Origin of the sequence: Luteibacter rhizovicinus, from assembly GCF_004342265.1 — a bacterium.
Classification (GTDB): domain Bacteria; phylum Pseudomonadota; class Gammaproteobacteria; order Xanthomonadales; family Rhodanobacteraceae; genus Luteibacter; species Luteibacter rhizovicinus_B.
Genome location: NZ_SMCS01000005.1, coordinates 286,140 through 310,097 on the forward strand (window position 1 = coordinate 286,140; position 23,958 = coordinate 310,097).

A 23,958-nucleotide genomic window follows, 5' to 3' on the forward strand; every position below is an offset into this window, starting at 1 on the left:
GAAGGCCGCCGGCGCGTCACCCGTCCGCGGTTCCGATCGTCATCGGCCGCCGCGTCCGGGCGTCGCTCGGTTGAGCGTGCGCAGAAACGTCGTCAGTGCGATCGGTGATTCGGGGTTGAATCGCTTTTAGGGTCAGGGTCCAAGGTCGTTCGTCTCCTTAGTTTTCGTTTGTCCGCTCATACGACGTTTCGCGAAGCGACCGACTCGCGTACCAGCCGGTCCCGCAATAGGCCCGCGCGTTCGAGGGGCAGATAAGCCAGCGCGGCCAGATGCGAGTGAATACGCTTCAGGTCGCGCAGGATGCGCAGATACACATCGCCACCACCGCCACCGTCGCGACGTTCGCGCAGCGCGCGAATATGCCGCTCGGAGGCTTCGTTCTCCAGACGCCACAGCACTTCCTTGCGCGCCACCAGTTCCTGCGCGGCGCGCAGGTCGCCTCGCAGGAATACGGTCAGACCCAGCCGCAGGCTTTCCATCACCTGGTTATGCATGGCGGCGAGGTCCTGGATGTCGTCGGCCGAGAAATCCTGTCCACGCTCCGCTTTCTTTGCGGCGAACTCCATCAGGTTATTCGCGGTGATATCGCCGATGTGTTCGATGTTGATGACAAAGGCGAGGATTTCCTGGCTGCGCTCGCCATCCTCTTCGTTCAGCGCTTCGCCGCCCAGATCGGCGAGGTATCCGCGTATCGCCATACCGAGACGGTCGAGCCAGGGGTCCATATGGCTGATCGCGGCGGCACGCGCACGATCGTCCTTGCCGAACACTTCCACCAGGCCTTTCAGCATGCCTTCGACCATATCGGCCATCCGCATGGATTCGCGGGCGGCGTTGGCGAGCGCGACGTTGGCCGAATCCAGCGCGCCTTCGTCGAGGTACTGCGGCACGCCGGGATCGTTCGGGCGCGGCGGCTCCGGCAACAGGCGCATCAGCAACCGTGCCAGTTGTTCGACCGGGACGATGAACACCAACGCCAGTCCCAGGTTGAACGCGGTGTGGAAATTCACCGCGATGCGCGCCGGCGAGGCACCGAGCGGTGCCAGCCACTGCGCCAGCGGATGCAGCAACGGCAGGCAGACGATGCAACCGATAGCGCGTACCAGCAGATTGCCCAGGGGCAGGCGACGGGCAACCGGGCTGTGCGCATCCAGCAGTGCCGGTATGGTGCCGCCGAGATTCGCGCCAAGCACCAGTGCCAGTGCACCGGACGCATCGATCACGCCAGCATTGGCCAGCGACACAATCAGCAACACGATCGCGACACTGGAATGGCAGAGCCAGGTCAGCAGCGCGGCGACCAGCATCGCCAGCACGGGTTCGCTGGCCAGGCTTTGCAGCACCGCACGCAATGCTTCCGCGTTCTCCACCGGCGCCAGCGAAGCCACGAGCAAATGCAGCGAAAGCAGCATCAGGCCCAGTCCGATCGCCACGCGACCCAGGTTCTCGAAACGCGCATCGTCGCTACGGCGATGGATCGTGAAACCGAGCAAGACCAGTACCGGCGCCAACACCGAGATGTCGAACGACATCACCTGCACGATCAGTGTCGTGCCGACATTGGCGCCCAGCATCACCGCCAGGCCGGGCGCGAGCCCGAGAAAACCATTGGCCGCGAACGAGGTGGCCATCAGGCCGGTGGCGGTACTGCTCTGCAATAGCGCGGTAAGGCATACGCCGAACGCGAACGCCGCCGGTCGATGTCCGAGATATCGGCCCAGCCAGCGACGCAGCGCACTGCCGTAGCCGCGCAATATGCCGCTGGTGACCATGTGTGTGCCCCACAGCAGCAGGGCGACGTAGCCCGCCAGATCGAGCAGGGCGAACGTGCCTTTCATGTCCCGCTCCCGAGAACGGAAAGCACGGACAAGAAGCGGGCGCGGCGAGCGGGCCCGAAAAGGAAGCAGAAGAAGTTCATGGCATGACTCCTGTTCACCGGCGACGGCGCAGGAGTCAGCGGGACTTTCCTAGTCGAGGAAAGCGCCAGCCGACCGAATGCGGTCGCAGACGTCCAAGTTGTGTACGGATGGCGTCAACATCGAAGGAATGCATTCGACCTTGACGCTTCGACTAGGGTAACTGTCCATTTCTCGCAGGTAGGTAACCGGAAAGAGTGCCCTGGGAGACCCAAGGGCGCGCGAACCATACCTACCACCTGAACGACTGTCAACCTGAACAAGTGGCAAGGACGGCATGCATGACGGATCCCCGGGCCAGGGGTACTGCAAGCCACCTTTGCGGATGCGTTGGACCCTTATGTACCCACATCCAGAGTTGAGGCGTGCCAATGCTTGAGATTACTCTGCCGGCATGAAGAAACTGACCGTGGCAATCGTTACGTTATTCGGTGCGGGCGCGATCGCCGCGGCAGGCGCGGCGATCTACATCTACTCGGGCGCTTACAACGTCGGTGCGGACGATCATCACACCCGGCCGGTGCTGGCGATCATGGAAACCGTGCGCTCGCAGTCCATCGCACGGCATGCGCGCGATATCCAGGTTCCCGATCTGAACGACCCCGAGCTGATCCTGAAAGGCGCGGGCCAGTACGCGGCGATGTGTACCCAATGCCATCTCAAGCCGGGTATGAAGGATTCCGAAATCCGGCCGGGTCTCTACCCGCAGCCGCCGGATCTTACGCAGGCTCGCGTCGATCCCAGGGAAGCGTTCTGGACCATCAAGCACGGCATCAAAATGAGCGCCATGCCGGCGTGGGGCGGTAGCCACGACGACATGACGATCTGGAGCATGGTCGCCTTTCTGCAGAAATTGCCCGCCATGACGCCGGCTGCGTATAAAGAGATAGTCGCCAAGGCACCGCCGGACGACGATATGGATATGGGCGATGAGGGCGACGGTCACAGCCATGAACACGAGGCTGGTGACGGCGCGCACGAAACGAGTCCGCAGATTCCTGCGAATTAGGCCCGGATTCGAAATCCGGCGCGCCTCGTGACGACAGGTTGAAGAAGATACGGGTATTTACCCGGCCTGCGTGCCGGCTTCGCGCAGTTTTTCCGCGCATTCGTCGCAACACACCTCGACGACACGCGTGCCGATGGTGACGAGCATTGCCGTCGAATCGAGTTCGCAGTCGCACGCCGCGCATGTTTTCGCAGTCATTTCGTTTCTCCTCGGAGCCCTCGTATCGGGGCATCGTCAGGAGACCACGGCGTGGCGAATGCCGCTGTCGGAATCTTTAGCCGTTACGGTTGCGCGGACTTTCTGAATTCCGCCGGCGACTGGCCATAGGCCTGACGAAAGGCCGTGGCGAAGTGGCTGTGACTGGAAAAGCCGAGTTCCGCGGCCAGCGCGGAAAGGTCTTCGTAGCCAGCGATGAGATCCAGTGCGCGTGCGAGACGCAAACGCAGGTGATAACGATATAGCGGAATACCTTCGACCTGACTGAAGACCTGGGTCAGATAAACCGGCGAGCCGCCTATTTCGCCGGCGATGTCGGCCAGGGTCCAGCGGCGCGAAAGATCGCTGGCGAGCAGCACCTTGACCCGGTCCGCGAGGCGGCGACGGGCATACGTCGACGCGGGCTCGCGGGAGGTGCGCGGTCCAAGGCTTCGGCAAACCAGTGTCAGCAGGAGCGCCTCGGCTTCCAGCGATTCGATGCCGTCGTTCTCGAGGTTATGCCGGAGCAGGGCGACCAGTGCCTGGGCGCGTGGGTCGATGCGCTGGTACTGGCGGCGGAAACCGATGTCCGCCCCGCCGTGAAGGAGTGTCTTCGGCGCCAGTTCCTCGAGCAGGGAATCGGACAAGCTCAGCGACAGGCTGGCGTCGCCGCCGGCGACCGGATGAGCGACCTGATATCCCTCGCCTGCGTTGAAGAAAAGGACATGATTCGCATCGGCAATGGCCTGATCCGTCCCGACATGTCGCGTGTAAACGCCGCGATAGGGGAAGACCAGGTGCGTAGAGGACACGCACTCTTCCGCACTGCGATGACGGCACATCCCGTTGCAGCGGACGTTGCGAAGCGTCAGCGTGTCGGTGGTCAGCAAAGTGTCGATTTCGAAGCTTGACATGGCCCGGACAGCTTACCCTCACAGGCCGTCCTGTTGTGGGAAAGCCGGCCCAGCGGCATATAGCTAAAGATTCCGACAGCGCCCCGGCCAGTCCCATGGTTTTCTATACCTGCCCGGATGGCGGGCAGAGCGGAAAGCAGTCGACCATGAACGAGACACAGGCAGAACGGGTACGGCAATTCCACGAGATGCACGCGGGCGATACGGTACTCGTGCTGCCCAACGCATGGGACGCGGCCAGCGCCCGCATCGTCGAAGAGGCCGGCGCAAAAGCCGTGGGAACCACCAGCGCCGGCATCGCCTGGTCGCACGGTTTTTCCGATGGAGAGCAATTGCCGGTGCACGATCTGATCGCCGCCTGCCGGCGGATCTGCCGGGTGACGTCGGTACCCGTGACTGTCGACATCGAACGCGGATATGGACCGACGCCGGAAGACAGCGGCGAGCTGGTCGACGCATTGCTTGAACTCGGCATCGTCGGCGTCAACATCGAGGATGGAACGCTTCGCGATACGTCGACATTGACGCATCCGTCCGTGCTGAGCGAACGGATCGTTCACATCAAGGCAGTGGCGCAACGCAGGAACGTGCCGTTATTCATCAATGCGCGCACCGATACATATTGTGTTCCCAGTACCGATCGAGCCGCACGTTTTAAGGAAACAGTGCGCCGCGCGCTCCTGTACGTAGAAGTCGGAGCGGACGGCATCTTCGTGCCAGGCCTGGCCGATCTCGCGGAAATAGAAAACCTCGCGAGACAGATACCGGTCCCTCTGAATATTTATGCTGGCGGTGCAGGCATACCCGCTGTCGCGGAACTGCAAAGAGCAGGAGTGCGGCGCGTGAGTCTCGGATGCGGCCCGCTGCAATCGGTGATGGCGCATATGCGCAGGATCGCGCACGAGGCTATCGATCAAGGGACATACGAAGCGATGACCGCCGACATGCTATCCGGTAGCGAAGCGAACGGATTGTTCCGCTAGTACTGGAGATGCACGCGAAGTCCAAGGAAACGCGCCGGCCCCCGATCGCGGTTATATCCGGGGTTGTGAATCAACTGGAAGTCGGCGGTGACGAACGCAAAGGACGTGATGGCCGCGTTGTAATAAGCCTCGAAGATTTGTTCCGTACCGTAGTTCAACGCGCCGTCTCCCAGCGTGAAGCCCGAGCCACCCGCAGCCAGGTAGGCGCGATGTCCGGGAGACAGCCCATTGACCGCCCATGCGGCGCCAAGACGATCGTCGGCGCGATGCCAATGCGCTCCCGAAAGCTGGGCGCCGACGCTCGCACTTCGATCCGCTTCGGTGAAAACGAACGATTCGGTCTTGCCGTCGTTCCAGGCCGCGCGAGCAAACAATCCGGTATCGCCATGATCGGCCAAAGGGAGGTCCGCTCCCATGGCGGCACCGAACTTGTGGCGACCCTCCCTATCGTCGGCATGGATATCCGGGACCGTATGCGCAAGCCGCGCATCTCTCAAGGCGTCGTCATAGATACCCATTCGAGCGCGATTCCGGTACAGCATCAGCCAGACGCTCGCGCCATCGGGATCGCGTTGCCAGGTGACTTGCGCGTTCTGACCGTTCGCCCGGTGGATCGGCCCTTCGAGCTTGTCGCCGTTCGCTTCGGTCGGCATCTGATAGATGCCGTAACGCCACGTCCATGGACCGGTGGCGAAGGTGGCCACGCCGCCCACGGTGTAGCCGCGCGTATCCGCGGCAAAGTCCCATGCGGGACTATTGAACAGACTCCAGTTCATGAACTGGGTCCGGGTGGAGTTGGCGTAGCGGCTTTGATCGAAGTCGTCGTTGACGGCGATCAGGCCCAATTTGAAACTCAGCCGATCGTCGGCCAGATCGCCCGGCAGTTGATCCGTCTTCCGCGCTTGCGGGGTGGTCTTGCCGCCCAGCGGAATGTCATAGGTCAGGAACGCACGGGCGATATAGGCCGAGCGTGACAGTGTGCCGCCTCCACCGCGGATCACATCGCCATTGGTCAATCCGGCCAGCCCCGTCGCATTGCTGACGCCCTGCCCGCGAAACATCTCCGTGTCGAGATAAAAGGCGAGATGATTGGCGAGCGGAACGCCGAAATAGATGCCGAACGTATGCGAGCGCGCCTGATCCCCGCCGGGTTTCAGGCTGAGACCGCCGGAGTAGGGCGCGTGAAGACTGTTCTGCCATTGCTCGATGAAGGTGTACTGGGCACCGAGCAATTGCGGAACCAGGTAGGACGTATCGTCGGCCATGGCATGGGTGGCGAAACACGCCACGGATGCCGTGACGATGGCCCGAACGAATACTGGCAGGGCGCGACTACCCACCCTGCGGCGAAGGAGACGATGCGTCATCGGAACTTACTTTCCCCATGTGAGGAACATAACCGCCGCGGCGATTGCCATCACGACCGTAGCAATCCAGCCCCAGATCCTGAGCGATGTATTGAGTGTGTATTTGCCCATCGCTTTTCTGTTCATGCTCAGGAACATGATCATGACCATCATCGGCACCGCGGCCACGCCATTGATGACGGCGCTCCAGTAGAGTGCCTTGATCGGATCGATGGGGGTAAAGTTCAGCGCGATACCGGCCACGCTGGCGATGATCAGAACGCCGTAGAACAACTTCGCGCGTTTGGGTTTGTGCTCCAGACCGCAGGGATATCCGAGGGCACCGGCTGCCGCGAAAGCGGTGGAACCCGCCAGTACAGGCACCGCCAGCAGCCCGGTGCCGATGATGCCCGCCGCAAACAGCGCAAAGGCAAAGCGTCCGGCAATCGGGCGCAGAGCCTCGGCCGCTTCCGACGAGGACTGGATATCCGTTTTGCCATGCGCGTGCAGGACAACCGCAGCGGTGAGAATGATGAAACCCGCGATGACATTGGAGAAAATCATGCCGATCGAGGTATCCAGCCTGATGCGGGCGAGTGCGCCCGGTCCTTGCCAGGGCGCCCATTTCAAAGCTGTGCGATAGGATTCGCCCCTGATTTCCTCGACTTCCTGCGCGGCCTGCCAGATGAAGAGATAGGGACTGATCGTCGTGCCGAGTACCGCGACGATGGCGACGACATACCTGGCATCGAACGTCGCCTTCGGGATCGCGATGCCTTTTATCACCTCGCCCCACGGCACGTGGATCACGAACACCGTGCCGACATACGCGAACAGGCTCAGGGTAAGCACCTTGAGCACGGGCGAGTAATGCGAAAAGGGCACGAAAATCTGCAGCAACAGCGAGACAATGGCGAAGACCGCGGCATACAGAAGCGCCGGTCCGCCGATCAGCAGTTTCAATGCGGCACCCATCGCGCCGATATCGGCCGCCAGATTGATGATGTTGGCGAGAACGACGGAGAAGATCAGCACGTAGACCAGCATGTGCGGATAGTGCTTGCGCATGTTCGAGGCAATGTCTTGCCCGGAAGCGCGCCCGATCTGCGCACTGATCGCCTGGATGGCGATCATCAGCGGCATGACCAGCAGCAGGCTCCAGATCGTGGCGTAACCATAGGCCGCACCGACCTGGGAATACGTGGCGATGCCACTGGGGTCGTCGTCGGCCGCGCCGGTAATGAGGCCTGCGCTCAGCTTTTTCATTAACGACGATTTACCCTTACCGCTATCGAACGACCGCGAAGACTTTTCCTTTGCGTTTGAGCGCGTCATTGACGTCTCTTCCCCCAAGCATGAAAGCGATTGTTGGATTGCGCGTATCGCTCACCAGCGCCTCGGATTGTCCCGCGGGCAAGCTTCATCTCGATGACGTGAATGCATTGTGTTGGACGAGTCGGGTACCCGCTATGGCCCGGTCCCGCGCTATTTCGCGCCGGACTCCCCGGAGGCATCGACCCTGGCGTTGCCAGTGGAGCAACGTGCGCTGGCCGATCGGAACGACACCACCGCGATATCGTCGACCAGGCGAACGTCGTAAGCCTGTGTGCTGCGTATCACGGGCAGCGGGCAGGCTTTCGTCAGGACCCCGGATACCCGCTGCATGGCGGCATCGTCGGCACGGAAACGCATATCGGCGATATCCGATACGTAATACATCAGGAAGTAGGGGGTCAGAAACGTTTCGTCCCCATCGATGTAGGGCTGAATCAGCCACCGGACCAGGGGGAATTGTTCGATAACATGCGACGTTATCGGCGAATAACCCGCCGAGCCGTCGAGAAGATAGGTATGGATGCCGTGGCTTGTCCTGAAATCGGCCAGGTCGTCGGCAAGGCGCGCGCCGATCCGGTCTTCATAGTTCTTCTGCTCGCCCAGGGCATTGCCGTAGGCGCTGGCAAACGAACACATGCCGAGGGCCAGCATGCAGGCGACAGCCATGGCCCACTTATCCGATCGGCGCCATTGCGCCATGGCCGCCTGCATGACGATCAGTCCGGCGACCAGTACCGCGCCCACGCCCATGAACACGCGCGGTTCGGTTTCCGGCCTCAATAGCAGCAGCATCGGACCGGGTACGCAGACAAGCACCGCCAGTGGCAGCAGGAAACTGGTAACGAGGAGGGTGGGGCCGACCCAGACCGGATGCGTGGAGCGGACGCGGGCCATGTAACGAAGGCCGATCGCCACGGGAAAGAACGCCAGCAAAACCAGAACCGGGCCGAAGTACATCCACCATTGTTCGTTGAAGCATTTTGCAACGTACGTATAGAAATCGACGAGATTCGTTTTCAGTACGGGCAGATCGTGGAATCCGTGAATCTTTTCGCTTTTGATTTTTACCCAGCCGTTGATATGAATACCCACGATCAGCTGGTAAACGAGCATGCTTACGCCTGCCTGCAACGCCCGCGACAGGAATTGCCTCAGCAACAGCCGTGGCGTCATTCCATGAAGCTGGCTGACGACCAGATCCAGCAGAACGAAAATCAGGTAGACATTGATGGCGGGCTGATAGAAGTTGAGACTGGCGAAAATCGCCAGAACGCCCCACCACCAGCCACGTCGGTGGTCTTTCAGGGCGACGATCGGCAACAAGGCGAAGTAAATCGCCAATCCCATGCTCAGGGCGTCGAACTTATACGACAGGTTTTCCAGGAAAAATGGCTGCGCTCCCAACGGGAAGGCGACCAGCGCCGCCATCCACGGCGAACGGATGGCATATCTGCGCGCTATCAGCACACCGACCCACGCAAGCACGGCGATAGCGCCGATCTGGGTCAGGGGCGATATGTCGACCAGTGCACGGTCGTAGCTCTGCAACAGCTTCATCAGCAGCGTGGTCAGCGGCCGACCGTTGGAATCCCAGCCGGTACGCCCGATCAACGCCCGCTTAAGATCGTCGTTGAAGTACCGGTTCGCACGCAGGATCGGAATGATGATCAGGAAATACAGTGAAAGCAGATAAAAAAAGACGCGGACATCGCCGTTCGGACGGTCGGCAGGAGCCTCGGCGGGATGGCGGTGGGGTAGCGACTGACTCAAGGCGGACCACCTGTTTCCGGGCGTTATTTATATAGCGCAGCAGCTTATCACCGCCTTGCATGCTAGCAAGGTTGTCACGCAAACCGTGGTGCATTTCCTGCACATAACCTGTGACGCAAACGGCGTTGTTCGCCTGCAAGCTTTTGGGTTCTTCAGTCACTACAGGGACGATCTCTCGCGGCGCGTGTTGCCCGCGGCTTCGTCGGCTCACGCTCGTGCGTCGGGGAGGCCGCGACCGGGTTGGCCCTTGGGGCCTTCGGCGCCGTCCCTGCGGGAGCGGGCCGTAGCGCCGCTTCGCTCCGTCAGTCAGCCATCGCGGCCCTCGGCTAAGGCGGCCCCAAGGACCAACCCGGCCACGGCACCGTCGACTGTGGTTTGTTGTGGGGAGAGCGTGAGCCGAGCACGTGATGGGACTGGACCGGCATGCGGTCATCACTGGCCATGCATCACGCGATGCTTTCCCCCACGTGACCGCCGCATCCGGAAGAGCCGTCGGCCACCACCCTCGACGCGACTTGCGCAACCGAGCGCGGCGGGCGGAAAAGGCCCGCAGGGGGCGGACCTGGACGGTCCGCCGTTTTTGCTGAGGCAAGGATGCCGAATCAAAAACCCCCGCCCGCAGCGCGGGCGCGACGGGGCGCAGCCATCAGACAAAAGCCGCGCAGCGGCTCTCCTTCCCCGAGCGACGGTGAAGCCGGAGCGTCGAGGGTGGTGGCCGACGGCTCTCCCCGAAGCGTCCGAGCGCTACCGCGATGGCAAAGCCGAGCCCTACCTATACATTATGTCTGTGCGACGACCGATTGCCCAACGCGGCGCTCCCGGCGCCAGGTACGCAGCCCGATCACCGCAAGAACGACAAAAGCGGCATACAGAATCGAGGTGATGAACAGGGACTTGTAGAGATACTCGCCGACGTAAACGACGTCGACCGCGATCCATAGCCACCAAGCCGCGACATGGCGGCGTGCCTGCCACCATTGCGCGACCAGACTGAAAGCGGCCAGCGCCGCATCGAGCCAGGGCAGGGAGGCGTCGGTCCATCGATGCATGACGAAACCGAGGACGAGCGCCGCGAGAATGCCCACCGCCAGATGCATTGTCGCGTCCCCGCGCGACAGTGGCGCTATCCGCACGAGCCCGTCGTCGTCGAGGTTATGCAGCCAGCGATGCCAGCCGTAGACCAGCAATAGCGCGAACACGATCTGCAGCGCCGCGTCGGAATAGAGCTTCGAGTCGGTGAAGATCCACGCGTACGCAAGGACCGATACCAGTCCGATCGGGTAGCACCACGGTTGCCGGCGAGCCGTGAGCCAGACCGCCCAGGCGCTGACGAACGCCGCACCCGCCTCGTAGAGGGACATTTCAGAGGTCATAGGTAACCGACAACCGGGCAAGGCGAGGCGCGCCGGGGAACAGATAGCGATCGCCGCCGGACGTACCGGTGTCCCGCCAGTAAAAATGGTTGAAGACGTTGTCCACGTTCAGTCGCCATGTCAGGGCATGGCCGTCGATGTCCATGTCGTAGCGCAGCCCCGCGTCGAATACGTGATAGGCCGGAACGCGCGCGAGACCATCCGCCGTCGCCGTATTCGTGCTGGCATAGCGCCATCCGCCAAGCAGGCTCAGCCGCGGGGCGAACGGCAGGCGATAGTTCGCGTATACGGCCGTGCGCAGACGGGGAACGTTGACGACCTGATGCCCCTCGAACGCGGGCGTGCCGGTGTCGTGCGCGCGCGCCTCGATCACGTTGACGCTGGCCGTCAGGCGAAGATTCGTACTGATCCTGCCGGCCGCATTCAACTCGATACCGGTATGTACTTCGTTACCGCGCTGCACGAAGGTGAATCCCGCGGCTGACGTGTCCGGCTGTGCGTACTGATACGACTGGGTAATGCGGTATACGGCGGCCTGAAGATCGAGCGCGTCGCTCCATGTGTATTTGGCGCCGGCTTCGATCTGTCGCGAGAGAAGGGGCGGCAATGTCGTCCCGCCATTTGACGTCCAGTACGGGGCGTCATTGCCGAGTGACAGACCCTTCGTATAGCTGACATAGGTGGTCAGCGGCGCGATGGGTTGCCAGAGCAACGCTGCTTGCGGCAGGAATTTCTGGAAGCGGGTATCGCGTTGCGGTGCGCCCGCGTCGTCGTAAGCACGTTCGTGAAGACGTACGAAGCGGCCACCCGCAAGAACCTGCCACGCTTCGCCCAGGTGCACGCGATCGGTCGCGAACACGCTGCGCTGCCAGCTGTCGAGGCGGCGCGCGGACGGGCCAGGTTCGTTCGGCGATGGCGGAAAATAAGGCGGCTGCGCATCGGCGATGTTCGCGGTACCGACGTAGTCGTAAACATAGGGACGCTGATCCACCGTCCGATGGAAGGCGCTGATGCCCAGATTCAGTTCGTGAGCGATTGTGCCGGTGTCGAACGAGCCACTCAGTACGCCGCGCAGTTCGTCGTTCTGCCGCGTATCGTCCGGGCTGCGGTAATCGTAGACATCGTAGTCGCCTTTCGGGGCGAAGAAGTAACCGGGCGTGGCGCCCGTTGCGCATGATTCGGCGTAGAAGCAGCCATAGGCGAAGGCGACGTTGTCGTCGATCTTCGTGCGGCTGTGACCCGCCGAAATCTGCGCGTTCCACTGCTCGTTGAAACGGTAGTTCGCGCGAAGCGATGTATTGCTTGCCGCGATGCCGACGGGTTGTTGCCACGGCTCGTAACCGAGCAAGCGCGTACGAGAGGCGTGCTGCGGGATGTCCGTGCCACCCAGTAACTGGTATCCCGATGCGGAGCGTTGGCCGCTGTGCTGGTAATCCGTGTCCAGCTCGATCGTCGTCTTCGATCCGATTTTCCAGTCCGCTGCCAGCGACACGAAGCTGCGACGGCCATTCGCATGTTCGATGTACGAATGCGTTTTTTCGTTTGCCGCGTTGACGCGCACGCCGAAGGTCGGGCTGAGCCACGCGCCCAGGTCCAGCGCTTCGTACGTCGACCCGTGCGAGTCGGTGCCGGCGGTGACCGTGTGAACGTTCTCCGGCCGCTTGCTGACGTAGTTGATAAGGCCACCGGGTGCGACGATGCCCGCTTCGATGCCGCCAAGTCCCTTGAGTACTTCAACGCTCTGTTTGTCTTCGAGCGCGAGCGGTTGCTCGGCGGACATCATCGTTCCGTTGAAGCGAAAACCGGTCGCCAGATCCAGAGGGAAGCCGCGAATGGATACGTCCTGGTAGTAACCGATCGGTGCGTAGTTATCGCCGATCGCGGCGTCGCTGCGGACCAGTTCGCTCAGGCTTCGCGGCTGCCGGTCGTCGATCTGATCGCGCGTCATGACCGTGATCGACGCGGGAACGTCGTGCAGCGGTGCACCGAACGCGCCCAGCGAACCAAGCTGCGAATCGGTGGCGCGATAGCCATTGGCGACCTTCGCGTTCACATCCACGGGAGCGAGCGTGGTGGTCTGTGGCGTAGCCGGCTCGTCGGCGGCATGCACGAGCGCCGTGGCAGACAGAAGAAGCAGGGTAGAGGTGGTGCGGAGATTGATCATGGTCGTCGTCGAGGTATACGGACGAAGCGACGGAGATCCGGTCGCCGCGGCGACCTGAATCTTTAAGCTCCCTACGCCGGTACTAACCGGATCAGGTTCTAAGGGACTATCTCAGCCCGGCAACGCCAGGCACCCCCGCTTCTAGAACGCGTATTGAACCACGAATCAGCCGGCCAGCGCGCGGATGGCCTGTAGCAGAGCCTGCCCCGGCGGCGTGTCGAACCAGGCGATATGGCCGAGGAGGAATGCCGTATAGGCCACGTCCGCGTCGGAGGAAGAGGCGGTAATGCCATGAAAATACTCAACTTCGGAGAGCGCGAAGTCGACGTGGACGATCGGCAGGATATCCGCGAGCAAGTGGATATCGTCGGCGTCCAGACGACGCTGCTGCCGATAGCCTTCGATCAGGGCAAGAGCGATATCGACACGTGGCGCATCGGGTTGTTCGAGTTGTAGCCATGCAATGGCGTTGCGCTCGATGGCTGTCGCCAGATCGAACAGGGCGAAGGTTTCGGCCGCCAGACCGAAGTCCAGCACAGCGGCGACAGACGCATCGTCCCGGTCGCCGCTCCAGAAGAGATTCGAAACATGCCAGTCGCCATGCGTCCAGAGTCGCGGTTCCCGTGAGATCCGTGGCTGGGCGTGGCCATGCCACGGCGCCAGTGCGCGTCGCAGGTCCGCGATCCAGTCGCGTTCATTCAGATAAGCGGCCAGACCCGGGCGATCGGGAAGCTGTGCCTGCAATGCGGCGATGGGATCGGGAGCCGCGATGAGGTCGCAGCGGGCGACGAGAATATGCGTGTTGCGTTGCGGAGCAACATAATCCGTTGCGGCATCGTGCATGGTGGCCAGCATTCGACCGGCGGTAAATGCATGGCCAACGTTAGCCAGTGGCGACCATGAAAATACGTCCCTGTAGAGATCGATGCCGGTAGCGGCTTCATGCACTTCATAAACCCAGGCGCCCATGGCGGCGACCGAGTTTCCATTGCGATCGCACATGACGCGAGGCACCGGAATACCCATCGCCCGCTGATGCGCGATGAAGCGATGTTCTTCGCTTAGCGTGGCAACGGTCCGGACGCGGCGATGATGCCGCTTGACGAAGAGTGTCGCCGTTTCGGTGCGCACCAGGCATGCCGCCGATAACGGGCGAGGGCTGTGCCATTCGATACCGTGGATCGCGCCAGACACGGCATAACCCCGAAGCAGGTCGTCGACTTCGCTACGGGTTATGGGCGGCCAATCGGGAGCGACATGGTCGCCGGCGACGCCGTGAATGCGATGGGTGATGTCGCTCATGGCTGTTACGCGAAGTCTTCCATATCGTTTTGCGAAAGGGCGGGAAGTCTATCACCCGCACGCGCGAACCCATGCGCTACGTCTCACTTTGTTCGACAAAGATTGCTTGACAGTGGAAGCCGCGCGGGCTTACTTTTTATTTGTATGACAAATACTCTTCGTCGAGATGCTCGGGGGATATCGACGAACGCCCGCTCGTGTGCGTTTCATATCTGAAGGAAGAATTCTTCGATGGAAGACTGTGTATTTGCGCCTCACGATTCGAACATCCCGGCCCACCATGTACGCGATGGGCAACCCTCCCTGCATCGAAACATCCGTTCCCTCTTTCCACGTAGCGCTCTGGCCTTTGGATTGCTCGGGCTTGCATCGATAGCAAGCGCGCAGGTCAATGGCGTTGCCCAGAAGCCGTATCTTGGCTGGAGCAGCTTCAGCCAGCAGACGATCGATTCCGAATTCTTCACCCAGGCCAGCATGGTCGCGCAGTCCGATGCGTTGCTTTTTTCGGGATTGCAGGCACATGGCTACAACTACATCAACATGGATTCGGGCTGGCAGGGTAGCTTCGACGTAAACGGCCGTCCCACGCCGGATACGGTGAAGTTTCCGGATATCAAGGGACTGATCGATCACATCCATCGCAACGGACAGAAGGCTGGCATTTACTGGATTCCGGGCGTGGAAGAGCCCGCTGTTCTCGCCAACTCGCCGATCCTCGGAACGCCGTATCACATCCAGGACATCCTGACGGTGCCGTACACCGCCGGCAACGCGTTCGGTGGATCGGGTACATCGCCCTATCACTACAAAATCGACTTCACCAAGCCGGGCGCGCAGGAATACATCGACTCCGTCGTGGCGTTGTTCGCTTCGTGGGGCGTCGATTTCATCAAGCTCGACGGCGTGACGCCGGGTTCGTACAACGACGACCTCCGTATCGACAATCGATCCGACGTCGAAGCGTGGTCCAAAGCGATCGCGAAAAGCGGGCGTCCCATCTGGTTGACGGTTTCGTGGGCGGTGGGTCAGGACTATCTCGGCACCTGGCAACAGTTCTCCAATGCGCGCCGGATCGACGACGACGTCGAATGCGAAAGTCGCTGCGCCACGCTTTCCAACTGGCCGCGCATCTACAAGCGATTCAGGGATCTGCCCGCATGGCAGAACGCCGCTGGCCCGACGCTTGGCTGGAACGACCTGGATTCGCTCGATATCGGAGACGGCGATCTGGACGGCCTCACGAAGGACGAAAAGCGATCCGCGATGACGCTGTGGGCGATAGCGAATGCGCCGCTGTACCTGGGCGGCGATCTGACGAAGATCGACGATTTCGGCAAGAAGCTGGCGACGAACGATGAGGTCATCGCAGTCAATCAGTCCGGCAAGCCCGCCAAACAGATACTCGGCGGCGATATGCAGGTATGGGTTACCGACCTGGGCGATGGCAGCTACAACATCGCGCTGTTCAACATGAACGCGACGCCGACCGTGGCCAGGCTGCCATGGAACGTGCTCGGATTCGCAGGCGTGCGGCAAGTACGCGACCTGTGGGCACATGCTGATCTCGGCCCATCGTGGGGCGAGTTTTCGACACGGCTGGAAGGTCACGGCGTGCGCTTGCTGAAAGTCCGGTCATCGGTCGATCGTGTGCCTCCCGTGCCTTCCACGAGCTATGAAGCCGAATCCGCATCGCTGGCCGGTGGCGCTGTCGCTTCCGGTTGCGACGGCTGCTCGGGTGGAAAGAAAGTAGGCGGTCTGGGCCTTGGCTCCGGCAACACGGTGACATTCAACAACGTCTATGCGCGTCGTTCCGGCGTGTATCTGATGCGGGTCGATTCGCTGACACTCGGGTTGCGTTCCTATCTGTTCAAAGTCGGTAACGGTCCGTTCCAGACATTCAACTCCGGCGGCAGCAGCTTCCTTCTTCCATCCTCAAGCACGGTTCCGATTTGCCTGCAGGCGGGTTACAACAGCATCCAGTTCGGCAATCCCACCAGCTATCCGCCGGATCTCGACCGCATCGTCGTCAGCGGCAACGGCGATGCCGCCCTGCCTACCGGGACTACCTACGAGGCGGAAGCTGCCAAGCTGGGCGGTGCCGTAACAGCGGGCTTCAGCAACTATGCGTCCGGTCTGTCCAAAGCCGGAAACATCGGCGGTGGCCCGGCGAATACGGTGACCTTCTCCCACATCACCGTCCCCACCGCTGGCACGTATCAGCTTGAAATCGACTATCAGACGAACGGCGTACGCACGTTGTTCGTGTCGGTCAATGGCGGCAAATCCCAGCCGCTGGATCTGAACGGAAGTTCGTTCGACGACCCTGCGACAACGATCGTACGCGTCCAGCTGAAGGCCGGAGCGAACACGATCCAGATGGGTAATCCCAGCGGCAACGCACCCGATCTCGATCGTATCGTCGTCGCGCCATGGTTCGATTCGGGCTGGTCGTTGGGTGGCACGACACAAACGTGTGGCCGGCCATGAAGAACGAAAACGAAGGAAAGACATCGCCCGAGGATCTGCCGCAAGAGCTGGCCGCAAGGCGCCGCTTCCTGAAAATGACCGGCACGCTGACGGCCTTGCTTCCGATGCTTGGCCTGCCGACGTTCACGGCGTGCGCGGCGGTTCAGCGCCCCACGGGCCCGTCGCCGCTCGCGGGACGCAAGCTCGGGCTCTGGTACGACACGCCGGCCGTCGAGGCCAACGTACTTCGCGAAGGATTGCCCATCGGCAATGGCCGTCTCGGGGCCTTGGTCGGCGGCGATCCCACGCGGGATTTCCTTTATCTGACCGATGGCTCGATGTGGCTGGGCGGGCGGAACGCTTCGCTGGATGGCAACGGGCAGTTCGGCTATGCGACGTCGGATTTCGGCAGTCTGGTCATGCTGGCGAAGCTGTATCTTTCGGTGGATGGACACGAGTTTTCCAGCCTGACCGATTACCGTCGCGAACTGGACCTGAGCAACGGCTATGTCCGCGTCTCATACAAAAAAGACGGTGTCGCCTATGTGCGTGAAATCTTCGCCAGCCATCCGGACGATATCGTCGTTGTCCATCTGTCGCAGAGCGGTGGCGGCGTATACAGCGGCGCGATCGATCTGCAAGGAACGCACAACGAAACCACGCATGGCGATGCGGGCAAGCCTTTCAGCTATTTCTCCGGCACGCTGGACAACGGACTGAAATACGCAGCGACCGTGAAGGCAGTGGGTTCGTCGGGCAAGGTCGCGTCCAGCGGATCGACACTCCGGTTCGACGGATGCAAGAGCCTGACCGTGGTCTTCTGCGGAGGCACAAACTACACGCCGAATCTTGCGACAGGCTATATGGACCCGGCGCTGGATCCTCTGACGCTCGCGACGCGCAAGGTCGATGCGGCGCTGAAGCTCTCGTCGCAGGTGTTGCTGCGTACGCATGTAGCCGACCATCGCGGTCTTTTCGATGCGATGAGCGTGGATCTCGGCGCATCGAGCAACGAACAGCGCGGCATGGATAGCTGGACACGTCTTCAGGCCCGCGCCGAAGCCGGCGCCGCCGCCGATCCGGAGCTGGAAGCGACCTATCTGCAATTCGGCCGTTACCTCACCATCGTCGGATCGCGCGACAAGCTGCCGACCGGTTTGCAAGGGTTGTGGCTGAGCGACAACGCGTCACCGTGGATGGCCGACTACCACAGCGACATCAACATACAGATGAACTACTGGTTGCCGGACAGGGCAGGCCTGTCATCGTGCTTCGATGCACTGGCGACGTACTGCCTGGATCAGTTCGATTCGTGGACGGCACTCACGCAGCAGTTCTTCAACGATCCAAGCAATGGCTTCCGCAACAGCTCGGGCAAGCTCGCCGGCTGGACCCTGGCTATTTCCACCAACATCTATGGCGGCAACGGCTGGTGGTGGCATCCGGCGGGGAGCGCCTGGCTGTGCAACAGCCTGTACCAGCACTATCAGTACGTACCGGATCGCGACTATCTGACGCGCATTTATCCGTTGCTGAAAGGGGCCTGCCAGTTCTGGGAGGCGCGCCTGTTGACCGTAAATGTGACCGATCCCGCGACCGGGCTCAAACGCGACGTACTGATCGACGATTCGGACTGGTCGCCGGAGCAGGGGCCGACGAATGCCAAAGGCATCACCTATGCGCAGGAGCTGGTCTGGGACCTGTTCGAAAACTACCGGCAGGCAAGTCGCCTGCTGCGACGCGATGCCGACTATGCCGCGACGATCGGCCGATTGCAGGCTCGGCTATATCTGCCCCAGATCAGCAGCGAAACCGGCTGGCTCGAAGAATGGATGACACCGGACAATCTTGGCGAGACGACGCATCGCCACCTGTCGCCACTCATCGGCTTCTTCCCGGGCGACCGCATCAATACGGACACCAGTCCTCCGGCGCTGATCGACGGTGTGACCCGACTGCTGGAAGCCCGTGGCATGACGGGCTACGGTTGGGGCTGCGCCTGGCGTGCGATCTGCTGGGCACGACTGAAGAACGCGGACAACGCCTATCAGTTGCTGCTCACCAATCTGCTGCCATCGAAGAACCACGGCAACGGTACCTCGCAGAACTTCTTCGATTTCTACAAACTGGACGAGAACTCCGACGCCTTCCAGATAGACGCCAACTTCGGTACTCCCACGGCGATGCTGGAAATGCTGCTGTACTCGCGGCCCGGTTCGATCGAGCTGCTCCCCGCGCTTCCGAAGGCATGGGCTGCCAGTGGAAGCGTCAGCGGCATCGGCGCGCGCGGCGGTTTCAAGGTGGACCTGCGTTGGCGCGACGGCAAAATCATGGCCGTGACCGTGCATAGTGTCGGCGGCACGCAAACCACACTGAAGTACGGCGCGCAGTCCAAGACGATTTCATTGCAAGCCGGTGAATCCATCACCGTCGAGCCGGAGATCGGTTAAGCAAACCAGCGAAGAGGCGACACCGATGACGATCAAGAAGATCGGGCTGATGGCCCTGATGCTGCTGACGGCAACCTGTGGGACGAGCGGTGCGCTTGCGGAAAAGCAGTACAGACATATCCAGCGCATCGCGGTGTGGGCGCCAAGCATGACCATCGGTGGACCGGCCTTCGACAATCAGACCATTCGCATGGTCGTGCATGCGAGTGTCGGCGGGTCGTCGCTGGTCCTGCACCTGTCCAACCTGCGCGGCACGACGCCGCTGGTCGTAGGGAAGGTGAGTATTGCCGCCCAGGCCCATGGCGCCGAAACCGCCGCGGGCTCGTTGCGTCCGGTGACCGTATCGCTTGCCAGGAATTTCACCATCCCGGCCGGTGCGGAGGTAGTCAGCGATCCGATCCCGATGACGGTGGACGCCGGGCAGAACCTGCTGGTCAGCATGTATCTTCCGCAGGCCACCCGTTCGGCGACCTGGCATTCCGACGCGTTCGATACGACTTATCTGTCCGAATCCGGTTCGGGGGATCGCTCCGACGATGCCGACGGTGGCAGCTACATCAAGTCGACTACCTCCTGGTATTACCTGTCCGGCATGGACATTGTTTCCCGTGCCGACGGTACCGTGGTGGCTTTCGGCGATTCCATTACCGACGGCTACAACACGCCTGTTGGCGCGTATGCCCGCTGGCCCGACTACCTGGCGCGCCGACTTGCCGACGACCGCCATCCCATGGGCGTCGTGGACGCAGGCATCGGCGGAAACCGCGTTCTGACGGACGTACCGAATATCTGGCAGGGCATCAGCGCCATCAAGCGGTTCGGCCACGATGCGCTCGAGCAGCCGGGCGTACGGACGGTCATCCTGATGGAAGGGATCAACGATATCGGCAACGACGCCGGTCCGGATGGCGGCCCCCTGACCGCGCAGGACCTGATCGACGGCTACCGGAAGCTGATCCGGCAGGCGCACGATGCAGGCGTTCGGATCGTCGGCGGCACCATGCTTCCGAACAAGGGCGCCGGATACTACACCGAGGCCCACGAGGCGATCCGTCAGGCCTGCAACCAGTGGATACGCAGCAGCGGTGCATTCGATGGCGTCATCGACTTCGATCGGGCCATGCAGGATCCATCCGATCCGCTGGCCATGCGCGCAAGCTACGATTCCGGCGATCACCTTCATCCGAACGCGGCTGGCATGCAGGCCATGGCGAATGCAGTCGATCTTCGATTGCTGACGAAATAGTTATGAGAATCTTCTACAGCAACGAATGATATGAATCGTTATTGCCTATCGGGCTGATCCGAATAATCAATTGGACGTTCCCCGGCTGCGGAGGCGCTAATGCAGCGCGCCTTAGCGCAACCCGCCAAAGAGGACGTCTCATTGAAAACGACAAGTAGTTTCGTGGCGAAATATGCCCTCCTAGCCCTGGTCTCCGGCAGCGTATTCGCAGTCAGTGCGCAGGATGTCCGGTTAACCACCGACGCCGGTGCGCCCGTTGGAGACAACCAGAATTCGCAGACGGCGGGACCGGACGGTCCGGTGCTTCTGCAGGATTCGCACCTTATCGAAAAATTGCAGCGATTCGATCGCGAGCGTATTCCGGAACGGGTTGTGCACGCACGCGGCACCGGCGCTTTCGGCGTTTTTCAGCCGGATGCCGACATATCGTCGCTGAGCAAGGCCAAGGTATTCACGCCGGGCACGACAACGCCGGTATTCGTGCGCTTCTCGACGGTGATGAACTACCGCGGTTCGCCCGAGCAGGCACGCGACCCGCGCGGCTTCGCCGTGAAGTTCTATACGCAGCAGGGCAACTGGGATCTTGTCGGCAATAACATGCCGATTTTCTTCATCCGCGATGCGATCAAGTTCCCCGACTTCGTGCACGCGAACAAGCCCAGCGCGGTGACCAACGTGCAGGATGCCAATCTGGCGTTCGATTTCTTCGCGCACACACCCGAAGCTACCGCCATGCTGACGCGCCTGTATTCGGCTGAGGGCATGCCCGATTCGTACCGGCATATGGATGGCTTCGGCGTGCATGCCTTCAAGCTGGTCAATGCCCAGGGCGACGTGCACTACGTGAAGTTCCACTGGAAGAGTGTGCAGGGTCTGCACAGCATCCGTCCGAAGGATGTGCCCGCGTCGCTGGCTGGGGACTGGAACCACCACACCAACGATCTCTACAAGGCGCTGAAGGCCGGCGATTATCCGAAGTGGGATCTGTATATCCAGGTGCTCGAACCGAAAGATCTCGCCCGGTTCGACTTCAATGCGCTGGATGACACCAAGATCTGGCCCGACGTGCCGGAAAAGAAGATCGGCACCATGACGCTCAACCGCGTGCCGGACAACTACTTCGAAAGCACCGAGCAGTCGGCATTCGCGCCCTCGCGCATGGTACCGGGCATCGAGGCTTCGGAAGACCGCATGTTGCAGGGCCGGTTGTTCGCCTATGCCGATACGCAGATCTATCGCCTGGGCGCCAACTACCAGAGCCTGCCGATCAATCGTCCCGCCGTTCCCGTGAACAACGAGGATCAGGACGGCAACATGAACATCAGCGGCCGCAAGGGCGATATCAACTTCGAGCCCTCGGGCGTCAAGGAAGTGCCGGAAGATCCGCAGGGCAGGCTAGTGAATACGGCGTTGAGCGGTACCACGCAGCAGCAGGCGATCGCGAAGATGCGCAACTTCGTTCAGGCCGGCGAGTATTACCGTGCGCTGTCGGCACAGGACAAGTCCGACCTGATCGTCACGTTGAGTGCCGATCTCAACAACGTGACCAACGAAGGCAACAAGTACACGATGCTTTCGTATTTCTACAAAGCCGATCCGGACTACGGTAGCCGCCTTGCAAAGGCGACCCATGCCGATGTCGCGCGGGTCAAGGCCGCGGCGGCGCAGTTGAAGGACTGACGTTCCATGACATGACTCCGGCGCGTTACAGCCCGGAGTCATGTCGTCACTTTCCCGGGAAACCGCTATGTCCTCTCGTCCGCTCCGGCGACGTCGCACGCTTTACGTCGTGCTGCCGATACTCGCCATTCTCATTGCCGCCGGTGCCTATTTTTGCTTTCCCGCGCTGCGACTGCTGATCCATGGCGACCGAATCCGCGAGATACCGAACGCTCAATGGGTCGATGCCCATCGCTACGACCAGCCGTGGTTCGATGCCGCAAGGGTAGGGCGAACGGATATCCTTCGCGCGCTCAGCGAAGCGCATTACCCCATCGATACCCAGACATCGTCCGGCTATACCGCCGTGATTCTGACCGCCTACGACGAGCAACCCGAAGCGCTGGACTATCTGCTTGGTATCGGTGCCGATGCGTGTCGCGGCGACCGTAACGGCAACACCGCGCTGATGGGAGCGTTATACAAAGGCCATACGGCTATCGCGAAACGACTGCTCGACGCGCATTGCCCCATCGATCAGGCGAACAACTCCGGTGAAACGGCCCTGTCTTTCGCCGCGCTGTTCGGGCGGCTGGAATTCATTCCCCTGCTCGCGGCACGCGGTGCCGATCCCAACCACGCCGATGCACAAGGCAATACACCGTTGCAGGTGGTGCTCAAGCAAGGCAACGAGGAGTCGGCGGCAGCGTTACGCAAGGTGGGCGCGATTCGTTGACGCGTCTTCAGTCCTTGAATATGGCCGGCGTTCCGACCCAGATCATGCGAACGTCGGACTTGCCGGTGTTGCGCATGCTGTACGGATGACGCTGATCGAAATGGGCACTGTCCCCGGCGTTGAGCACGAATTTCTTCCTGCCTACGGTCATCTCGAGCGTGCCGCTGAGGATGTACCAGAATCCCTCGCCCTCGCGGTGGATCGTGGGCGCGGCGAGGCCGGCGGGAACGATCAGCCGTAGCGCTTCCATCTTGCGCTCGGCATGGCGACCGCTCAGCCGCTCGTAAACCACCGGCGAATGCAGGTCGATGCGATCGTGTTCGTCGGCCCGGCAAACGATCTGGCCCGGTGTCGGCACGCCCACGAAATAGTCGACGTCGACATCCAGTGCCTGCGCGATGGCTTCCAGCGACAGCAGCGAAGGGTGGGCGAGATTCCGTTCCACCTGCGAAAGGAACGGAACCGAAAGGCCGGAGCCGTTGGCGAGGCCCTGTAACGTGAGGCCCAGGCCGCGGCGCCGATCGCGGATCGCGGCGCCGATGCTCAGTCCAACGGTTTTCTCCGGCGAAGGCTGTTGGCTCGCCATGGTTACGACGAATGATCGGCGCTGATAAGCCAGCGCGTGCCGACTTTATGAAAGAGCAGCGTGGTCAGGCCCGATACCGTGTCGCCGGTTTCCGGTTTGAGGTGATAGCGGCCGATGACGAATGCGTACTGGGAACCCAGCAACTTCACGTCGATCACCTCGAGCGTCAGCTTGCCCATGCCGGAGGCACCGGGCGTTTTGAAGCGCGAGGCGTACATCGCCTCGATCGCGTCGTAGCCTTCGACGACACCTTTGGCGCTGACATATCGCGTATTCGGAGCCCGTTCGTACAGCTCCATGAAGGTCTTCAGGTCGCCTGCCGACCAGGCAGCGGCGCTGGCATCCAGTGCCTGTCCGATAGCCTGCTGCGGCGAAATGGAAGGTGTTTCAGCCGACACGGTCGCAGCCATGGCGACTGCGCCAACGGCACAGAAAAGGACGGATAGGTTTTTCATGGCATCCCGGGAACATTGTGAGAATCAGCTCTACCGACGACACCAGTAAATGT

At 61.4% G+C, this 23,958-nt stretch carries 18 protein-coding genes and 1 riboswitch; of the genes, 7 read left to right on the plus strand and 11 right to left on the minus strand.

Going from position 1 to position 23,958, the window contains the following annotated elements:
• Positions 1-176: 176 nt before the first annotated feature.
• Positions 177-1,838: a Na/Pi cotransporter family protein gene (locus tag EC912_RS14085; RefSeq protein WP_132145131.1), complete on the minus strand. Its 1,662-nt coding sequence runs from the start codon at positions 1,836-1,838 to the stop codon at positions 177-179.
• A 472-nt stretch (positions 1,839-2,310) separates the two neighbouring features.
• Here EC912_RS14085 and EC912_RS14090 point away from each other — a divergent pair, with 472 nt between their 5' ends.
• The gene (locus tag EC912_RS14090) at positions 2,311-2,925 is read left to right on the plus strand and encodes a c-type cytochrome (protein ID WP_132145133.1); all 615 of its coding nucleotides are present in this window, start codon (positions 2,311-2,313) and stop codon (positions 2,923-2,925) included.
• A gap of 57 nt (positions 2,926-2,982) precedes the next feature.
• On the opposite strand, the gene EC912_RS19420 is transcribed toward EC912_RS14090, so the two are convergent.
• Positions 2,983-3,123, minus strand: coding sequence for a hypothetical protein (locus EC912_RS19420; RefSeq protein WP_165973607.1), 141 nt, complete (start codon positions 3,121-3,123; stop codon positions 2,983-2,985).
• Positions 3,124-3,206: 83 nt separating this feature from the next.
• A complete protein-coding gene (locus EC912_RS14095; protein WP_132145135.1) occupies positions 3,207-4,034 on the minus strand; it encodes a helix-turn-helix transcriptional regulator in 828 nt (275 codons plus the stop codon).
• 146 nt (positions 4,035-4,180) lie between these two features.
• On the opposite strand from EC912_RS14095, the gene EC912_RS14100 reads away from it, so the two are divergent.
• Positions 4,181-5,017 carry an isocitrate lyase/PEP mutase family protein gene (locus EC912_RS14100; RefSeq protein ID WP_132145137.1) on the plus strand — a complete coding sequence of 279 codons (837 nt, stop codon included), beginning with the start codon at positions 4,181-4,183 and terminating at the stop codon, positions 5,015-5,017.
• Here the strand turns inward: EC912_RS14100 and EC912_RS14105 are convergent.
• The 6 genes from EC912_RS14105 to EC912_RS14130 form a co-directional block, all read right to left on the minus strand.
• Positions 5,014-6,384 carry a carbohydrate porin gene (locus EC912_RS14105; RefSeq protein WP_243649285.1) on the minus strand — a complete coding sequence of 457 codons (1,371 nt, stop codon included), beginning with the start codon at positions 6,382-6,384 and terminating at the stop codon, positions 5,014-5,016. The genes EC912_RS14100 and EC912_RS14105 overlap by 4 nt on opposite strands.
• A 6-nt stretch (positions 6,385-6,390) precedes the next feature.
• Positions 6,391-7,629, minus strand: a complete 1,239-nt coding sequence (locus tag EC912_RS14110; RefSeq protein ID WP_132145139.1) for an NRAMP family divalent metal transporter — start codon at positions 7,627-7,629, stop codon at positions 6,391-6,393.
• Between the two features lie 219 nt (positions 7,630-7,848).
• A complete protein-coding gene (locus tag EC912_RS14115; RefSeq protein WP_165973608.1) occupies positions 7,849-9,468 on the minus strand; it encodes a glucosyltransferase domain-containing protein in 1,620 nt (539 codons plus the stop codon).
• Positions 9,469-10,247: 779 nt separating this feature from the next.
• A complete protein-coding gene (gene pnuC / locus EC912_RS14120) occupies positions 10,248-10,829 on the minus strand; it encodes a nicotinamide riboside transporter PnuC (RefSeq protein ID WP_132145265.1) in 582 nt (193 codons plus the stop codon).
• 1 nt (position 10,830) lies between these two features.
• Positions 10,831-13,005, minus strand: coding sequence for a TonB-dependent siderophore receptor (locus EC912_RS14125; RefSeq protein ID WP_132145143.1), 2,175 nt, complete (start codon positions 13,003-13,005; stop codon positions 10,831-10,833).
• A 51-nt stretch (positions 13,006-13,056) separates the two neighbouring features.
• A riboswitch (TPP riboswitch) is annotated at positions 13,057-13,152 on the minus strand.
• A gap of 18 nt (positions 13,153-13,170) precedes the next feature.
• The gene (locus EC912_RS14130; RefSeq protein ID WP_132145145.1) at positions 13,171-14,307 is read right to left on the minus strand and encodes a phosphotransferase; all 1,137 of its coding nucleotides are present in this window, start codon (positions 14,305-14,307) and stop codon (positions 13,171-13,173) included.
• A gap of 231 nt (positions 14,308-14,538) precedes the next feature.
• Between EC912_RS14130 and EC912_RS14135 the strand changes: the two genes are divergently transcribed.
• The 5 genes from EC912_RS14135 to EC912_RS14155 all read left to right on the plus strand — a co-directional run bounded on the left by EC912_RS14135 (position 14,539) and on the right by EC912_RS14155 (position 22,864).
• Positions 14,539-16,794: an alpha-galactosidase D gene (locus EC912_RS14135; protein ID WP_132145147.1), complete on the plus strand. Its 2,256-nt coding sequence runs from the start codon at positions 14,539-14,541 to the stop codon at positions 16,792-16,794.
• Positions 16,791-19,223, plus strand: a complete 2,433-nt coding sequence (locus EC912_RS14140; RefSeq protein ID WP_207906849.1) for a glycosyl hydrolase family 95 catalytic domain-containing protein — start codon at positions 16,791-16,793, stop codon at positions 19,221-19,223. Before EC912_RS14135 ends, EC912_RS14140 begins: the two co-directional genes overlap by 4 nt.
• 25 nt (positions 19,224-19,248) lie before the next feature.
• Positions 19,249-20,469 (plus strand): SGNH/GDSL hydrolase family protein, encoded by a 1,221-nt coding sequence (locus tag EC912_RS14145; protein ID WP_132145149.1) that lies wholly within the window; start codon positions 19,249-19,251, stop codon positions 20,467-20,469.
• Between the two features lie 186 nt (positions 20,470-20,655).
• Positions 20,656-22,149, plus strand: a complete 1,494-nt coding sequence (locus tag EC912_RS14150) for a catalase (RefSeq protein WP_243649293.1) — start codon at positions 20,656-20,658, stop codon at positions 22,147-22,149.
• A gap of 67 nt (positions 22,150-22,216) precedes the next feature.
• Positions 22,217-22,864 carry an ankyrin repeat domain-containing protein gene (locus tag EC912_RS14155; RefSeq protein WP_132145153.1) on the plus strand — a complete coding sequence of 216 codons (648 nt, stop codon included), beginning with the start codon at positions 22,217-22,219 and terminating at the stop codon, positions 22,862-22,864.
• Positions 22,865-22,871: 7 nt separating this feature from the next.
• Here the strand turns inward: EC912_RS14155 and EC912_RS14160 are convergent, their stop codons facing one another.
• Both EC912_RS14160 and EC912_RS14165 read right to left on the minus strand, forming a co-directional pair.
• Positions 22,872-23,450, minus strand: a complete 579-nt coding sequence (locus EC912_RS14160) for a helix-turn-helix domain-containing protein (RefSeq protein ID WP_132145155.1) — start codon at positions 23,448-23,450, stop codon at positions 22,872-22,874.
• A gap of 2 nt (positions 23,451-23,452) precedes the next feature.
• Positions 23,453-23,905: a YybH family protein gene (locus tag EC912_RS14165; protein WP_132145157.1), complete on the minus strand. Its 453-nt coding sequence runs from the start codon at positions 23,903-23,905 to the stop codon at positions 23,453-23,455.
• Positions 23,906-23,958: the final 53 nt, after the last annotated feature.

What these genes read in the sequence shown, in the direction of transcription:
- EC912_RS14085 (WP_132145131.1), bottom strand. Translation starts at nt 1,838, where the DNA reads ATGAAAGGCACGTTCGCCCTGCTCGATCTGGCGGGCTACGTCGCCCTG.
- EC912_RS14130 (WP_132145145.1), bottom strand. Translation starts at nt 14,307, where the DNA reads ATGAGCGACATCACCCATCGCATTCACGGCGTCGCCGGCGACCATGTC.
- EC912_RS14095 (WP_132145135.1), bottom strand. Translation starts at nt 4,034, where the DNA reads ATGTCAAGCTTCGAAATCGACACTTTGCTGACCACCGACACGCTGACG.
- EC912_RS14090 (WP_132145133.1), top strand. Translation starts at nt 2,311, where the DNA reads ATGAAGAAACTGACCGTGGCAATCGTTACGTTATTCGGTGCGGGCGCG.
- EC912_RS14155 (WP_132145153.1), top strand. Translation starts at nt 22,217, where the DNA reads ATGTCCTCTCGTCCGCTCCGGCGACGTCGCACGCTTTACGTCGTGCTG.
- EC912_RS14100 (WP_132145137.1), top strand. Translation starts at nt 4,181, where the DNA reads ATGAACGAGACACAGGCAGAACGGGTACGGCAATTCCACGAGATGCAC.
- EC912_RS14140 (WP_207906849.1), top strand. Translation starts at nt 16,791, where the DNA reads ATGAAGAACGAAAACGAAGGAAAGACATCGCCCGAGGATCTGCCGCAA.
- EC912_RS14165 (WP_132145157.1), bottom strand. Translation starts at nt 23,905, where the DNA reads ATGAAAAACCTATCCGTCCTTTTCTGTGCCGTTGGCGCAGTCGCCATG.
- EC912_RS14135 (WP_132145147.1), top strand. Translation starts at nt 14,539, where the DNA reads ATGGAAGACTGTGTATTTGCGCCTCACGATTCGAACATCCCGGCCCAC.
- EC912_RS14110 (WP_132145139.1), bottom strand. Translation starts at nt 7,629, where the DNA reads ATGAAAAAGCTGAGCGCAGGCCTCATTACCGGCGCGGCCGACGACGAC.
- pnuC (WP_132145265.1), bottom strand. Translation starts at nt 10,829, where the DNA reads ATGTCCCTCTACGAGGCGGGTGCGGCGTTCGTCAGCGCCTGGGCGGTC.
- EC912_RS19420 (WP_165973607.1), bottom strand. Translation starts at nt 3,123, where the DNA reads ATGACTGCGAAAACATGCGCGGCGTGCGACTGCGAACTCGATTCGACG.
- EC912_RS14125 (WP_132145143.1), bottom strand. Translation starts at nt 13,005, where the DNA reads ATGATCAATCTCCGCACCACCTCTACCCTGCTTCTTCTGTCTGCCACG.
- EC912_RS14145 (WP_132145149.1), top strand. Translation starts at nt 19,249, where the DNA reads ATGACGATCAAGAAGATCGGGCTGATGGCCCTGATGCTGCTGACGGCA.
- EC912_RS14160 (WP_132145155.1), bottom strand. Translation starts at nt 23,450, where the DNA reads ATGGCGAGCCAACAGCCTTCGCCGGAGAAAACCGTTGGACTGAGCATC.
- EC912_RS14105 (WP_243649285.1), bottom strand. Translation starts at nt 6,384, where the DNA reads ATGACGCATCGTCTCCTTCGCCGCAGGGTGGGTAGTCGCGCCCTGCCA.